Below are 14407 nucleotides of genomic sequence, written 5' to 3' on the forward strand. Positions count from 1 at the left end.
TTCCAACTAACAAATGTTTGGTTGAACGTGTGATTGAAAGGTAGCGGATCCTCTGATGCCTGTCTCCACCTCCGTCCCGGACAAGGGCGTGGCCGTCGTCACCGTCGACCACCCACCTGTCAACGCCCTTCCCGTACAGGGGTGGTACGACCTGGCGGACGCCGTGCGCACCGCCGGGCGCGACCCCGAGACGCGCTGCGTCGTCCTGGCCGCCGAGGGGCGGGGGTTCAACGCGGGCGTGGACATCAAGGAGATGCAGCGCGACAGCGGGCACACCGCCCTGATCGGCGCCAACCACGGCTGCGCCGCCGCGTTCTCCGCGGTGTACGAGTGCGAGGTCCCGGTCGTCGCCGCCGTGCACGGCTTCTGCCTGGGCGGCGGGATAGGCCTCGCGGGGAACGCGGACGCGATCGTGGCGAGCGAGGACGCCACGTTCGGCCTGCCCGAGCTGGACCGGGGCGCGCTCGGCGCCGCCACACATCTGGCCCGCCTCGTCCCCCAGCACCTGATGCGCACCCTGTACTACACCTCGCGGACGGCGACGGCCGCCGAGCTGCATGCGCACGGCTCCGTGTGGCGGGTCGTCCCGCGCGCGGAACTGCGCGATGCGGCCCTGGAGTTGGCGCGCGAGATCGCCCGCAAGGACGGCACGCTGCTGCGCCTCGCGAAGTCCGCGATCAACGGCATCGACCCGGTCGACGTGCGCCGCAGCTACCGCTTCGAGCAGGGCTTCACCTTCGAGGCGAACCTCAGCGGCCTGGCCGACCGCATCCGCGGGGACTTCGGAACGCAAGGGGAGGGCAGGTCATGACCGGCACACCTGAGGATCCGACCGACAGGAGCGGAACAGTAGGCGGGAGCGGGACAGTCGGCAGGACCGGCAAGAGGATGACGCCCGACGAGATCGTGGGACGCCTGGAGAGCGGGATGACGCTCGGCATCGGCGGCTGGGGCTCGCGCCGCAAGCCGATGGCCCTGGTGCGCGCCCTGCTGCGATCCGACGTCACGGACCTGACCGTCGTCTCGTACGGCGGCCCGGACATCGGCCTGCTCGCCGCCGCGGGCCGGATCCGCAAGCTCATCACGGCCTTCACGACCCTCGACTCGATCCCCCTGGAGCCGAACTTCCGGGCGGCACGCGAGCGTGGCGCCCTCGAACTCGTCGAGCTGGACGAGGCGATGTTCATGCAGGGCCTCACCGCGGGCGCCCAGCGGCTGCCGTTCCTGCCGATCCGCGCGGGGCTCGGCTCCGACGTCCTGCGGGTCAACCCCCGGCTGCGAACGGTCACTTCGCCGTACGAGGACGGGGAGGAGCTCGTGGCCGTGCCCGCCCTGCGGATGGACGCCGCCCTGGTCCACATGAACCGCGCCGACCGCTTCGGCAACGGCCAGTACCTGGGCCCCGACCCCTACTTCGACGACCTGTTCTGCGAGGCCGCCGACACCGCGTACGTCTCCTGCGAGCGCGTCGTGGAGCCCGCCGAGCTCACCGAGCACGCGGCGCCGCAGACCATGCTGATCTCCCGGCACTCCGTGACGGGCGTGGCCGAGACGCCCAAGGGCGCGCACTTCACGTCCTGCGCGCCCGACTACGGCCGCGACGAGCCCTTCCAGAAGGCCTACGTCACCGCGGCGGCGGACCCGGATGCCTGGGAGGCCTTCCGCGCACGCTTCCTCGCCGGCACGGAGCGGGACTATCAACTGGCCGTCCAGACCTGGCACAAGGAGCAGCGATGACGCCGACCACCGAGCGGACCGTCACCCGCGCCGAGTACTGCGTCATCGCCTGCGCCGAGGCCTGGCGGGACAACGGCGAGATACTGGCCTCCCCCATGGGGACCGTTCCGTCGATCGCGGCGCGGCTCGCGAAACTGACCTTCTCCCCCGACCTGTTGCTCACCGACGGCGAGGCCCTGCTCATCGGCGACGTCCCGGCCGTCGGGTCCGCGTCCGCGGTGACGGAGGGCTGGCTGCCGTACCGCAGGCATCTGACGATGGTGATGGGCGGCAGGCGGCACGTGATGATGGGCGCCAGCCAGATCGACCGGTTCGGCAACCAGAACATCTCGTGCATCGGCGACTGGGCCCGCCCCAAGAGGCAGCTCCTCGGAGTGCGCGGCGCCCCGGTCAACACGCTCAACAACCCCGTGAGTTACTGGATCCCCCGGCATTCGACGCGGGTCTTCGTGGAGAAGGTCGACATGATCAGCGGCGTCGGGTACGACAGCGCGGCCGCCGCGGGGCCCTCGGCGACCCGCTTCCACGACCTGCGCCGTGTCGTCTCCGACCTCGCCGTCCTCGACTTCGCGACGCCCGACCACGCGATGCGCCTGGTCTCCCTGCACCCCGGCGTCACGCTCGACCAGGTGCGCGAAGCCACCGGGTTCGCGCTGTCCGTGCCGGACGACGTCCCGTACACCCGCGAGCCGACCGACGAGGAACTGCGGCTGATACGGGACGTGGTGGACCCCCGGGGGCTGCGGGAGCGCGAGGTCCGCTCATGACGCGGGAGCCACCGGAGGCGATGGTCCCGCGGTCCGGGGTGCCCGCCATGGCGACTGCGCTGACCGAGCTGGTCGGCGTCCGGCACCCGATCGTGCAGACCGGCATGGGCTGGGTGGCGGGGCCGCGCCTCGTCTCCGCGACCGCCGAGGCCGGGGCGCTCGGCATTCTGGCCTCCGCGACCATGACGGTCGAGCAGCTGCGCTCGGCCGTGCGCGAGGTCAAGTCCCGTACGGACGCGCCCTTCGGGGTCAATCTGCGGGCCGACGCCACCGACGCGCGCGACCGCGTCCGGATCATCGTCGACGAGGGGGTGCGGGTCGCGTCCTTCGCGCTCGCGCCGTCCAAGGAGCTGATCGCCGAGCTCAAGGACGCGGGCGTGGTGGTCATCCCGTCGATCGGCGCGCGCCGGCACGCCGAGAAGGTCGCCGCGTGGGGGGCGGACGCGGTGGTCGTGCAGGGCGGCGAGGGCGGCGGCCACACCGGCGAGGTCGCCACGACCGTCCTGCTCCCCCAGGTCGTCGACGCCGTGGACATCCCGGTGATCGCCGCCGGCGGTTTCCACGACGGCCGCGGCCTGGTCGCCGCGCTCGCCTTCGGCGCCGCGGGCGTGGCCATGGGCACCCGTTTCCTGCTCACCTCGGACTCGACGGTGCCGGACGCGGTCAAGGCCCGCTATCTGGCCGCCACCGTCAAGGACGTCACGGTCACCACACGCGTGGACGGGCTGCCCCACCGGATGCTGCGCACGGACCTGGTGGCGTCCCTGGAGACGTCGGGCCGCATCGCCTCCCTGGCGCGGGCGGTGCGGCACGCGGCGGCGTTCCGGAGGATGTCCGGCATGGGCTGGGGCCAGATGGCACGCGACGGACTCGCGATGAAGCACGGCAAGGACCTCACCTGGAGCCAGGTCCTGCTCGCCGCGAACACGCCGATGATGCTCAAGTCGGCGATGGTGGACGGGCGTCCGGACGTGGGGGTGATGGCATCGGGACAGGTCGCGGGTCTGATCGAGGACCTGCCGTCGTGCGCGGAGCTGGTGGAACGGATCATGGTGGAGGCGGCCGAGATCACGGGACGGCTGGGGGCGGCCGTGCCCGCCGGGCAGGGCTGACCACGGCTGCCGAGCGCCGAGGCCACCGGGCGCTCGGCGCTTGAGAGTGTCCGGTCCCGATATCCGGCGTACGGGGCCGGAGTTCGGGGCGGAGCTCTGTGCCGTACGGCACCGGACTCCGGCGGCCGGGCCGCGCCAGGCGGTGGCCGTCGGGCGTGACTGACGAACGCCGGGCTCGCCGGAGGCCACGGGGGCTGAGCTCCGAACCCCGGAGCTCAGCGCTGCGGACCAGGCACAAGCGCCACACCCCGCCCCAACTCGCAAGGTCCACAACCAAGGCCGGGGCCCGCTCAGCGCCTGACCAGGGCCAAGTGGTCCAGGGCCTGGTCGACCAAGCCGTCCGCGCCGCAGGCTCGTGCCAGGGCCAGGCCCCGCTCCAGTTCGGGTACGGAGTCCGCCGCGATGCCGTACTCGACGCGGGCGACGGCGTGTTCGTACGCGCAGGGCGAGGCCTCCAGGTACGTGGCGGCGCGGCGGTACAGCTCGACCGAGCGCTGCCCGGTCTCCAGGGCCGCCGCGCACCGCAGGGCCTCGCCGATCGCTGTGTCCGTGCCGAACCGCTCGGCCTGCATCCGGGCGTCCGAGACGAGGTGCGCCGCCCGCTTGGGGTCCTCGTGGACCAGGGCACGGGCGAGGTCGTACGCCCACGGCGCGAGGACGGTGTTGTACTGGCCGCGCGCGGTCAACGCCTTTGCGGTGGCCTCCAGTTCGTTGAGTCCCTCCTCCGTGCGTCCGAGGGCGAGCAGGAGTCGGCCGCGGACGGACGGCGCGTCGGGCACGTAGATCGTGGAGGTGGAGGGCGGCGCGAAGCCGTACTGGTCGGCGACGGCGCCCGCCTCGTCGACGTGGCCGCGCGCCAGGAGCGTGTCGATGAGCATGCTGGCCGCCTCCCAGTGCATGGGCAGGCCCTGGCCGACGCGGTCGGCCAGGCGCAGGCTCTCGCGCAGGGATCGCTCGGCGTCGATGAGGCGTCCACGCCTGCGGTACACATAGCCGAGGAAGGCGTGCGAGAGCGAGAGGTGCCCGCCGCTCCACCCCGCGGTCTCGTAGGCACGGACGGCCTCGGTGAACAGGCTCTCCGCGCGGTCGAGCCGGTCCGAGAAGGCGTACGACCCGCCGAGCATCAGGCGGAGTCGAAGCTCCACTCCGTGTCGGTCCAGCCGAGCCCGGGCGCGAGGCGGCCGTTGACGAGCGCGCGGTCGCAGAGCTCGACGACCAGTTCCGCGCTCTCGCCGCGGGTCATGGCGTCGAAGGCGCGCAGGATCAGCAGGGCCCGCTCGGAGTTGTTCCGGCCGGAGAGCGGTCCCGCGAGCGTGGCGAGCCGCCGCGACCTTCCCGGCGAGTCCTCCTCGCCCGCGTGGATGCCCTCCCACATGAAGTGCACGGCCTGCAGACGCAACCGCGCGGGACCTTCTTCGAGCCGACCGGCCTCCTCCGCGATGGCCCGCAGGCCTTCCTCCAGCTGGTCGTTGTGGACGAGGGCCTGCGAGAGGCGGCAGACGGCGTCGACGCGCAGTTCCTTGTCGAGGCCGCGCATGGAGAGTGCGTCGCGCAGGTGCCCGATGGTGGTGACGGGTGAGGTGAGCAGGGTGGCGCAGCCCAGTTCGTAGAGCACGCGCGCGTGGATGTCGGGCAGGGGCGGCTCGCGCAGGGCCCGTTCCAGACAGCGGCGGGAGGCGTCGGGCGCCCCGACCGCGAGATGTTCGGCGGCGGCCTGGCGCAGCTGCTCGACGAGCTCGGGGTCGTCGTCCGGGTGGACTTCCAGGAGGTGCCGGGAGGCGGCCGCGGCGCCGCGCCCGGATTCGGTGACGACGGAGGCGGCCTGGCCGTGCATCGCGGTGCGGGTGGCGGCGGGGATGGAGTGGTAGACCGTGGTGGCGATCAGGGGGTGGACGAACTCCAGGCCCTCGTCGCCGTCGGCCAGGATGCGCGCGGCGCAGAGCCGCTCCGCGCACCGCTCGGCGTTGTCGTGGGACATGCCGGCGAGCTTGGCGGCCAGGTCGAGGTCGATGGCGCTGCCGAGGATGGCGGCGGCCCAGGCGAAGCGGGTGGCGTCGGTGCCGAGCCCTTCGAGGCGGGCGACCAGACCGCGGCCGCGTGCCGTGCGGTTGAGGGCGCGCAGCTCGTCGGCGGAGCTCTCCACCGGTTCGAGCTCGCTGTCCTGCACCTTGGCGAGGAGTTCGACGGACTCGTACGGATTGCCGCCGGTGACCGCCCACACCTCGCGGCAGAACGGGGCGTCGGCGTGCTCCCCGAGCGTGGCCCGGGTCAGCCCGGCCGCGGCGTCGGGGGTGAGGGCGCGCAGCGTGCTGAACGAGCGGGCCGTGGCGGCGACCGACGCGAGGTGGCGCGCGCTCTCCCCGCTCGCCTCACCGGGCCGGTGGGCGACCACGACGAGCACGGGAAGTTCGTCCAGGCGCTGGGCGAACGCGGCCAGCCAGTGCAGGGTTTCCTGGTCGGCCCAGTGCGCGTCGTCGATGACCAGGACGAGCGGCCAGTTCAGACGCGCGAGACGGGAGACGGCCTCGACGAGACCGTCGCACACGCCCTGCGGGTCGGCCTGGCGCCCGCCGGGCTCGGCTATGCCGAGGGCGGGGCCCGCGATGTCGTACCAGTCGCCGAGGTACTCGCGGGCCTCTTCGGGGGTCAGCTGGACGAGTGCGGGTTGCAGCAACTGGCGTACGACGTTGAAGGGGACGGAGGTGACCGTCTCTCCGCCGCGCGCGGTCCAGACCGTGGCACGGCCCTCCGCGATGCGGCGCACCTCGGCGAGGAGCGCCGTCTTGCCGATGCCGGCCTCGCCGCTGAAGGCGAGCAGGCCGCCCGCGGTCGTCGAGTCCGCGCAGAGCTCCTCGACGGCCCGGGCCGCCGCGGCGAGTTCGACGTCGCGCTCCCACAGCGGGGCCCAGGCGGCCCCTCCGGGCCGTCCCTGCGTCATCGCGCTACCTCCCGGGGTCGCTCAATCGACGTACAGAAGTCGAGACTAGCCGGGTCGGGGCCACCTTGGAGACCGGTCCGGGCAGGTACTCCCGCAAGGGGTGAGGAAGAGTCCATTTCGAGGACGCACGGCACCTTCTTGCGGGACCGTCCCCGCGCGCGACCGCTCGTGCCGTCAGAGGCGTTCGATGATCGTCACGTTCGCCTGGCCGCCGCCCTCGCACATCGTCTGGAGTCCGAACCGGCCTTCGGTGCGCTCCAGTTCGTGCAGGAGCGTCGTCATCAGCTTGGTGCCGGTCGCGCCCAGGGGGTGGCCGAGCGCGATGGCGCCGCCGTTGACGTTGACCTTGTCCGGGTCGGCGCCGGTCTCCTTGAGCCAGGCGAGGACCACGGGCGCGAACGCCTCGTTGATCTCGACGAGGTCGATGTCGTCGAGGGTCATGCCGGTCTTCTTGAGGGCGTACGCCGTGGCGGGAATCGGCGCGGAGAGCATCCGGATGGGGTCCTCGGCGCGCACGGAGAGGTGGTGGACGCGGGCGCGGGGCGTCAATCCGTGCTCCCGCACGGCGCGTTCGCTCGCGATCAGCATCGCCGCCGCGCCGTCGGAGACCTGCGAGGAGCAGGCGGCGGTGATCGTGCCGCCGTCGAGGACGGGCTTGAGGCCTGCCATCTTCTCCTGTGTCGTGTCCCGGCGCGGGCCCTCGTCCTGGGTGACGTCTCCATAGGTGACGATCTCGCGGTCGAAGCGGCCTTCGTCGATGGCGCGGACGGCCCGCCGGTGGGAGCGGAGCGCGAACTCCTCCATGTCACGGCGGGATATGCCCCACTTCTCGGCGATCAACTGGGCGCCGTGGAACTGGTTGACGGGCCGGTCGCCGTAGCGTGCGCGCCAGCCTTCGCTGCCCGCGTAGGGGCCTTCGGTGAGGCCGAGGGGTTCGGCGGCCTGCCGGGACGCGAAGGCGATGGGGATCATCGACATGTTCTGTGTGCCGCCCGCGACGACGAGGTCCTGGGTGCCGGACAGGACGCCCTGCGCCGCGAAGTGCACGGCCTGCTGGGACGATCCGCACTGCCGGTCGACCGTCACACCGGGCACTTCTTCGGGGAGCCCGGCCGCCAGCCAGCAGGTGCGGGCGATGTCCCCGGCCTGCGGGCCGATGGTGTCGAGGCAGCCGAAGACGACGTCCTCGACGGCTGCGGGGTCGACGCCGGTGCGCTCGACGAGCGCCTTGAGGACATGGGCTCCCAGGTCGGCGGGGTGGACCTGGGAGAGCCCTCCCTTGCGCCTGCCGACGGGGGTGCGGACCGCTTCGACGATGTAGGCCTCGGCCATGGCTGTGTACTCCTCGGTCTCCTCGGTCGTGCGGCGCCGCGCTGCTACGGGCCGCTCACGTGCGTACGGAGATGCCGTCCAGGACCATCGACAGGTACTGGCGGGCGATCTCCTCGGGGCTGTGGCCTCCGCCGGGGCGGTACCAGGACGCGGCGACCCAGACGGTGTCGCGCACGAAGCGGTAGGCGAGCCGGATGTCCAGGTCGTCGCGGAAGACGCCTTCCGCGACGCCCCGTTCCAGCGTGGTGAGCCAGGCCTTCTCGAAGCGCTGCTGCGAGTCGGACAGGTACTGGAAGCGCTGCTGCGCGACCAGGTGCTTGGCCTCCTTCTGGTAGATCGCGACGGCGGCGCGGTGCCGGTCGATCTCCCGGAAGGACTCGGTGACGAGGGCCTCGAGTGTGGCGCGGGGGTCGAGCTGGGCCCGGAGCACGGAGTCGTACCCGTCCCAGAGCTCGGTGAGGAAGGTGCGGAGGATCTCTTCGAGCATCGACTCCTTGGAGTCGAAGTGGTAGTACAGGCTGCCGGCGAGCATGCCCGCGGCGTCGGCGATCTTGCGGACCGTGGTGGCGTTGTACCCCTGCTCGGCGAAGACGTCGGCGGCGATGCCGAGCAGCTCGCGCCGGCGCTCGGGCGAGGGGCTCACCGGGGGCTTCTTCCTGGCGGTGGGCTGACCACTGGTGCTCTGTTTCGGTTTCGACACACGGCCATTCTCCGCCCCGACGCTTCGCTGGATTCACCGTGGGAAGCTGCGGGTCGTTCGTGGCTGATCGCGCAGTTCCCCGCGCCCCTTACGGGGCGCTCCTCCTAGGCTCGCTGACTGCTGACCGAGACCGTCTCCCCCGTCATGTACGAGGAGTAGCCGCTGGCCAGGAAGACGATGACGTTGGCTATCTCCCACGGCTCGGCATGCCGCCCGAACGCCTCGCGCGCGGTGAGCTCCTCGAGGAGTTCGGGCGAGGTGACCTTCGCGAGGTGGGGGTGCAGGGCGAGGCTGGGCGAGACCGCGTTGACCCGGATGCCGTGGGGGGCCGCCTCGATCGCGGCGCAGCGGGTGAGGGCCATGACGCCGGCCTTCGCCGCGGCGTAGTGCGCCTGGCCCGCCTGGGCGCGCCAGCCGAGCACCGAGGCGTTGTTCACGATCACGCCGCCGCGGTCGGCGGCTCGCAGGCGGCGCAGGGCCGCACGGGTGGAGCGGAATGTGCCGTTCAGTGTGACGTCGATGACCTTGTCCCACTGCTCGTCGGTCATCTCGGCGAGCTCCGCGGTGCCGCCGAGGCCGGCGTTGTTCACGACGACGTCGAGGAAGCCGTGGCGGTGCTCCGCCAGGTCGAAGAGCGCCTGCACCTGCGCCTCGTCGGTGACGTCGCACGGGATGCCGTCGACGCGGTCGGCACCGAACTCCTCGGCGAGCGCGGCCACGGACTCCTTGGTGCGGCGCGGATGGGCGTCGCCGATGACGACGCGTGCGCCCTCCTCCAGGAAGCGGCGTGCGGTGGCGCCGCCGATGCCCGCTCCGGCGGCCGCCGTGATCACGGCAGTGCGCCCCGCGAGCAGGTCGTGCCCTTGCACATAAGCGGGTGCGTCCATGCGCGGTCCCCCCGGCTCTCGATCGGTTCCGGTTTCCAGCCCTCGACTCGTCGGCTCCCCTCAGGGTAATCTACCAAACACTTGTTAGGGAAGGCGCGTCAAGGACCGGACCGGGAACGAGAGTTGAACCGAGAAGTGGAGAGGTGAGCCGCCGATGGACCTCGACTTCACCGCCGACGAGGAGGAGTTCAGGCTGCGGGCACGCGCATGGCTCGCCGCGCACGTGCCGGCCGCGCCGCTGCCCTCGCTGGAGACCGAGGAGGGCTTCGCGGCCCACCGGGAGTGGGAGCGCGAACTCGCCGCCGACCGCTGGTCGGTGGTGTCCTGGCCCGAGGAGTACGGCGGGCGGGGCGTGGACATCGTCAAGTGGCTCCTCTTCGAGGAGGAGTACTACGCGGCGGGCGCGCCGGGCCGCGTCTCGCAGAACGGCATCAACCTGCTCGCGCCGACCCTCTTCGACCACGGCACCGAGGAGCAGCGCGCCCGGGTGCTGCCCTCCATGGCGACCGGCGAGGTGGTCTGGGCACAGGCCTGGTCGGAGCCGGAGTCGGGCTCGGACCTGGCGTCCCTGCGCTCCACCGCCCGCCGCACGGACGGCGGTTGGCTGCTCAGCGGGCAGAAGACCTGGTCGTCGCGGGCCGCGTTCGCCGACCGCGCGTTCGGCCTGTTCCGGAGCGAGCCGTACGAGACCCACAAGGACAAGCCGCACCGGGGCCTGACGTATCTGATGTTCCCCCTCGACGCGGACGGGGTGACGGTCCGTCCCGTCGGGCGCCTGGACGGCAAGCCCGCCTTCGCCGAACTCTTCCTGGACGACGTCTTCGTGCCCGACGAGGACGTGATCGGCGAACCGGGCCGTGGATGGCGGATCGCCATGTCCACCACGGGCAACGAACGCGGTCTGACCCTGCGCTCCCCCGGCCGTTTCCTCGCCGCTGCGGACCGTCTGGCCCGGCAGTGGCGGGACGGCGCGGACCCCGCCGACTCGGCGCTGCGCGACCGGGTCGCCGACGCCGTCATCGGGGCGCGCGCTTATGAGCTGTTCACCTGGGCGAACGCCGCACGCTTCGCGGCCGGCGAGAGCATCGGCGCCGAGTCCAGCCTCAACAAGGTGTTCTGGTCGGAGTACGACATCGCGCTCCACGAGACGGCGCTGGATCTGCTGGGCGCGGAGGGCGAGTTGACCGACCTCGCCGCGGCGGGCGGCGCCGAGCTGACCGAAGGCCACGGCCGGACCGAAAGTCACGGCCGGACCGAAGGTCACGACTGGGCCGAAGGCCACGGCCGGACCGAAGGTCACGACTGGGCCGAAGGCCACGGCCGGACCGAAGGTCACGACTGGGCCGAAGGGTACGTCTTCTCGCTCGCCGGGCCCATCTACGCGGGCACCAACGAGATCCAGCGCGACATCATCGCCGAGCGACTGCTCGGACTGCCGAAGGGACGCCGCTGATGAGGTTCCTCCTCGACGACGAGCAGCGCGAGTTCACCCGCTCGCTGGACGCGATGCTCACGGCGGCCGACACGGTGGCGGCCACGCGCGCGTGGGGCGCGGGCGACCGGGCGCCGGGCCGCGCGGTGTGGGCACGGCTCGCGGACGCGGGGGTCTTCGCGCTGCCGGTGCCCCAGGAGTACGAGGGGGTGGGGCCGCTCCCCGTCGAAACGGCCGTCGCGTTCGTGGAGTTGGGGCGGCACGCCGTGCCGGGCCCGGTGGTCGAGACGGTGGCGGCCGCCGCGCTCCTGACGCGCCTCGCCGAGCGGGGCGAGGGAGAGGGAGAGGGAGAGGGCGAGCCCGCGAAGCGGTTCCTGCCCGCGCTGGCCTCGGGCGCGGCGAGCGCGACGCTGACGCTGCCCGCGTCGCTGCCCGGCGCGGGCCCCTTCGCCCTGGACGCGGACACCGCGGACCTGGTCCTCACCGCGACCGACGGCGAACTGCGGCTGGCCCCCGGGCACGCGCGCGTGCGCCGGTCCCTGGATCCCGCCCGGCACCTCGCCGCGCCGCTGCCCGGCGGGGAGTTGCTCGCCTCGGGCCCCGCCGTGGCCGACGCGGCGCGGCACGCCGTCCGGTGGGCCGCGCTGGCCACGGCCGCGCAGGCGCTGGGCGTCGGGTTCGCGCTGCTCGACAGGACCGTGGCGTATGTGAGGCAGCGCACCCAGTTCGGGGTGCCGATCGGGTCGTTCCAGGCGGTCAAGCACCGCCTCGCGGACGCCCTGGTGCGCCTGGAGTTCGCCCGTCCGCTGGTGCTCGGCGCCGCGACGACCATGGCCCCGGGTGACATCGCGGCGGCCAAGGTGACGGCGTGCGAAGCCGCGTACGGGGCGGCCCGTGCCGCGCTCCAGCTGCACGGCGCGATCGGGTACACGGCGGAGTTCGACCTGTCCCTGTGGCTCACCAAGGCACGGGCGCTGCGCGGGTCCTGGGGGGATCCGGGGGTGTGGCGGAAGCAGGTCCTCGCCGCGCGGGAATGACCGGGCCACGACCGGGGAATCACGGGGGAACGCGCCGCGGCCCCGCTCACGCGCGGCTGCACCCCGTGCCTCATTCCGGGAAGACGCGTCGCCCGCCGCCCACGAGGTGCGATGATCAAGCGCATTGGTGAGCCGACCGAGAAGGAGGCCCCACGTGCGCGTGATCGGGCTCATGTCAGGGACCTCGTACGACGCGATCGACGCGGCAGCCGCCGACCTGATCCTCGACGGGGACCGGCTGACGCTCACCCCGCTCGGGCTGATCAGCCGTGGCTACGACGACGGGCTGCGCGCCGCCCTCGCCGCCGCGCTGCCGCCCGCGGGCACCACCCTCGCGGAGGTCTGCCGTCTGGACACCCGCATCGGGCGCGCCTTCGCCGCCGCCGCGGTCGAGGCGGACCGCGAGCTGTGCGACGGACAGGCCGAGTTGGTCGCCTCGCACGGCCAGACCGTCTACCACTGGGTGGAGGACGGTCAGGTGCACGGCACCCTGCAGATCGGCCAGCCCGCGTGGATCGCCGAGGCCACGGGCCTGCCGGTGGTCGCCGACTTCCGCCCCCGTGACATCGCGGCGGGCGGCCAGGGGGCGCCCCTGGTCAGCCTGGTGGACCGGATGTGGCTGCGCGGTCGGCCCGGCGCCCCCGCCGCGCTGAACCTCGGCGGCATCGCCAACATCACCGCCCCCGACGGCACCGCCTTCGACACGGGCCCCGCCAACGCCCTCGTCGACGCCGCGGTGAGCGAGGCGACGGACGGCCGCCTCGCCTACGACCTGGACGGCGAGCTGGCCGCGCGCGGCACGGTCCACGACGGGCTGCTCGACCGCCTGCTGGCCGAGCCCTACTACGGAGCCCCCGCGCCGAAGACGACGGGCAAGGAGCTCTTCCATCTGCCGTATCTGCGTACGGCGTTGCAGGGGTACGAGAAGCTGTCCACCGAGGACGTCGTCGCCACGCTCACCGCCCTCACCGCCCGCACGGTCGCCGACGCCGTCCGGTCGGTGAAGGCCTCCGAGGTCGTCGCCTCCGGCGGCGGGACGCGCAATCCGGCGCTGATGGCCGCGCTGCGGGCCGAGTTGGGCGGGATTCCGTTGCGCACCTCCGACGAACTGGGCCTGCCGTCCGCGGCCAAGGAGGCGTACGCCTTCGCGGTCCTCGGTTTCCTCACCCTGCACGGGCTGCCCGGGACCGTTCCGCAGAGCACGGGGGCGCGGCACGCGAGCGTGCTGGGTTCGATCACGCCCGGGCGGCGCGGAACGCCCTGGCCCGAGGTGGCGGCGGGGACACAGGGGCCGGTGCGTCTCGTGGTCAACGGCCATGGGCACGGCGGCCGGTAGAGGGGGCCGAATCTGCGGCCCCCTCTCATCCGGCTTTCACGCGGAGCTCATACTCTGGCGGCCATGACCCAGATGACTCCCCCAGGCTGGTACCCCGACCCCGGCCAGATCGCCGGCGGTCCTCCCACCGAGCGCTGGTGGGACGGGAACGCGTGGACGGATCAGGTGCGCGCCGCCCAGGGCACCGCGGCGTACCCGACCCAGCCGGCCTTTCCGGCCCACCCCGGACAGGCCCCCGCCCCTCGGCGCCGGCTGCGCGTCGCGATCGCCACGGGCGTGGTCCTCGTCGTCCTCGCGGGGATAGGCGGGGGCGTGTACGCCCTGACCGCCGACGACGGTGACGGCGGCGGGACCGCGGGTGATCAGCCGTCGACCGGCGCCCCGCGGAACCCCGGATCCCCCGAGCCCCGGACGCCGCAGCAGTCACCGGGCGCCCCCGGGGATCCCGAGGCCCCGGAGCAGGACCCGGGCTTCGCCACCGACACGGAGAGCGGCATCAAGATCCCCGTGCCGGACGGCTGGTCGGGCGGGACCACGGTGAAGGGCGCCGGGGTGCAGACGCCTCCGATCCCCTGCCCCGGCAACACCAACGAACAGTGCACCCGCGGCAGCGCGTACTCCATGACGGCCTACAGCCTCAAGCTCGACGCCAAGACGCCCGAGGCGGCCGCCAAGGAGGACATCAAGGACAACGCCGAGCAGGGGTACGGCGGCAAGACCTACGGAAAGATCACCTCGCACAAGGTGCTGGAGTCGAAGCCGATCACCGTGGCGGGCCAGAAGGGCTATCACGTCCGGTGGAAGGCGGTCACGCAGAAGAGCGACGACGGCTACGTCGAGTCCCTCGCCTTCCCGTCCCCCGCCGACAAGTCGAAGATCGTCATCGTCCGCATGGGCATCGACGACAACCCCAAGGCCCCGTCGCCGTCCGTCATGGACCAGATCGCCAAGGGGATCAAGGCCGGTCCGACCGGCGGTGGCGGCACCGGGCAGGACGTGTAGAGCGGTACGCGGAACGTACGAACGCACTGCGCGGAACGTACGGACACACGGGGCCGGGCGGGGTTCCTCGCCGCTCAGGAGGAACACCGCCCGGCCCGGGGGTGCGCGCCGCCCCCGTCCCCACGGT

Annotated in this window: 11 protein-coding genes and 1 pseudogene; 8 read left to right on the forward strand and 4 right to left on the reverse strand. The window is 72.8% G+C overall.

Annotated elements, in window-relative coordinates; all coding sequences use genetic code 11:
* The first annotated feature begins 55 nt into the window (after positions 1-55).
* The 4 genes from ACZ4D5_RS08260 to ACZ4D5_RS08275 all read left to right on the forward strand — a co-directional run bounded on the left by ACZ4D5_RS08260 (position 56) and on the right by ACZ4D5_RS08275 (position 3616).
* The gene (locus ACZ4D5_RS08260; RefSeq protein WP_467771553.1) at positions 56-811 is read left to right on the forward strand and encodes an enoyl-CoA hydratase family protein; all 756 of its coding nucleotides are present in this window, start codon (positions 56-58) and stop codon (positions 809-811) included.
* A gap of 77 nt (positions 812-888) precedes the next feature.
* Positions 889-1737, forward strand: a complete 849-nt coding sequence (locus ACZ4D5_RS08265) for a CoA transferase subunit A (protein WP_467772246.1) — start codon at positions 889-891, stop codon at positions 1735-1737.
* Positions 1734-2504, forward strand: coding sequence for a CoA-transferase subunit beta (locus tag ACZ4D5_RS08270; protein ID WP_467771554.1), 771 nt, complete (start codon positions 1734-1736; stop codon positions 2502-2504). Before ACZ4D5_RS08265 ends, ACZ4D5_RS08270 begins: the two co-directional genes overlap by 4 nt.
* A 47-nt stretch (positions 2505-2551) precedes the next feature.
* Entirely contained in the window at positions 2552-3616 is a 1065-nt protein-coding gene (locus ACZ4D5_RS08275) for an NAD(P)H-dependent flavin oxidoreductase (protein ID WP_467771555.1), read from the forward strand.
* A 290-nt stretch (positions 3617-3906) separates the two neighbouring features.
* Here the strand turns inward: ACZ4D5_RS08275 and ACZ4D5_RS08280 are convergent.
* The 4 genes and pseudogenes from ACZ4D5_RS08280 to ACZ4D5_RS08295 form a co-directional block, all read right to left on the reverse strand.
* A pseudogene (locus tag ACZ4D5_RS08280) lies at positions 3907-6554 on the reverse strand (ATP-binding protein).
* A 174-nt stretch (positions 6555-6728) separates the two neighbouring features.
* Positions 6729-7886, reverse strand: a complete 1158-nt coding sequence (locus ACZ4D5_RS08285; protein WP_467771556.1) for an acetyl-CoA C-acetyltransferase — start codon at positions 7884-7886, stop codon at positions 6729-6731.
* Between the two features lie 55 nt (positions 7887-7941).
* Complete coding sequence (locus ACZ4D5_RS08290) at positions 7942-8586, reverse strand: TetR/AcrR family transcriptional regulator (protein ID WP_467771557.1); 645 nt, start codon at positions 8584-8586, stop codon at positions 7942-7944.
* Positions 8587-8690: 104 nt separating this feature from the next.
* Entirely contained in the window at positions 8691-9473 is a 783-nt protein-coding gene (locus ACZ4D5_RS08295; RefSeq protein WP_467771558.1) for an SDR family oxidoreductase, read from the reverse strand.
* 154 nt (positions 9474-9627) lie between these two features.
* On the opposite strand from ACZ4D5_RS08295, the gene ACZ4D5_RS08300 reads away from it, so the two are divergent.
* From ACZ4D5_RS08300 to ACZ4D5_RS08315, 4 genes are all read left to right on the forward strand, one after another.
* The gene (locus ACZ4D5_RS08300; protein WP_467771559.1) at positions 9628-10926 is read left to right on the forward strand and encodes an acyl-CoA dehydrogenase family protein; all 1299 of its coding nucleotides are present in this window, start codon (positions 9628-9630) and stop codon (positions 10924-10926) included.
* Positions 10926-11942 (forward strand): acyl-CoA dehydrogenase family protein, encoded by a 1017-nt coding sequence (locus ACZ4D5_RS08305; RefSeq protein WP_467771560.1) that lies wholly within the window; start codon positions 10926-10928, stop codon positions 11940-11942. Before ACZ4D5_RS08300 ends, ACZ4D5_RS08305 begins: the two co-directional genes overlap by 1 nt.
* A gap of 154 nt (positions 11943-12096) precedes the next feature.
* Entirely contained in the window at positions 12097-13278 is a 1182-nt protein-coding gene (locus tag ACZ4D5_RS08310) for an anhydro-N-acetylmuramic acid kinase (protein ID WP_467771561.1), read from the forward strand.
* A gap of 63 nt (positions 13279-13341) precedes the next feature.
* Positions 13342-14280: a DUF2510 domain-containing protein gene (locus ACZ4D5_RS08315; protein WP_467771562.1), complete on the forward strand. Its 939-nt coding sequence runs from the start codon at positions 13342-13344 to the stop codon at positions 14278-14280.
* Positions 14281-14407 lie beyond the last annotated feature (127 nt).

This window comes from Streptomyces sp. NPDC025651 (genome assembly GCF_055558735.1).

Coding starts and splice junctions, on each gene's coding strand:
- ACZ4D5_RS08260 (WP_467771553.1), top strand. CDS start 56: ATGCCTGTCTCCACCTCCGTCCCGGACAAGGGCGTGGCCGTCGTCACC.
- ACZ4D5_RS08265 (WP_467772246.1), top strand. CDS start 889: ATGACGCCCGACGAGATCGTGGGACGCCTGGAGAGCGGGATGACGCTC.
- ACZ4D5_RS08295 (WP_467771558.1), bottom strand. CDS start 9,473: ATGGACGCACCCGCTTATGTGCAAGGGCACGACCTGCTCGCGGGGCGC.
- ACZ4D5_RS08300 (WP_467771559.1), top strand. CDS start 9,628: ATGGACCTCGACTTCACCGCCGACGAGGAGGAGTTCAGGCTGCGGGCA.
- ACZ4D5_RS08285 (WP_467771556.1), bottom strand. CDS start 7,886: ATGGCCGAGGCCTACATCGTCGAAGCGGTCCGCACCCCCGTCGGCAGG.
- ACZ4D5_RS08315 (WP_467771562.1), top strand. CDS start 13,342: ATGACCCAGATGACTCCCCCAGGCTGGTACCCCGACCCCGGCCAGATC.
- ACZ4D5_RS08305 (WP_467771560.1), top strand. CDS start 10,926: ATGAGGTTCCTCCTCGACGACGAGCAGCGCGAGTTCACCCGCTCGCTG.
- ACZ4D5_RS08270 (WP_467771554.1), top strand. CDS start 1,734: ATGACGCCGACCACCGAGCGGACCGTCACCCGCGCCGAGTACTGCGTC.
- ACZ4D5_RS08275 (WP_467771555.1), top strand. CDS start 2,552: ATGGCGACTGCGCTGACCGAGCTGGTCGGCGTCCGGCACCCGATCGTG.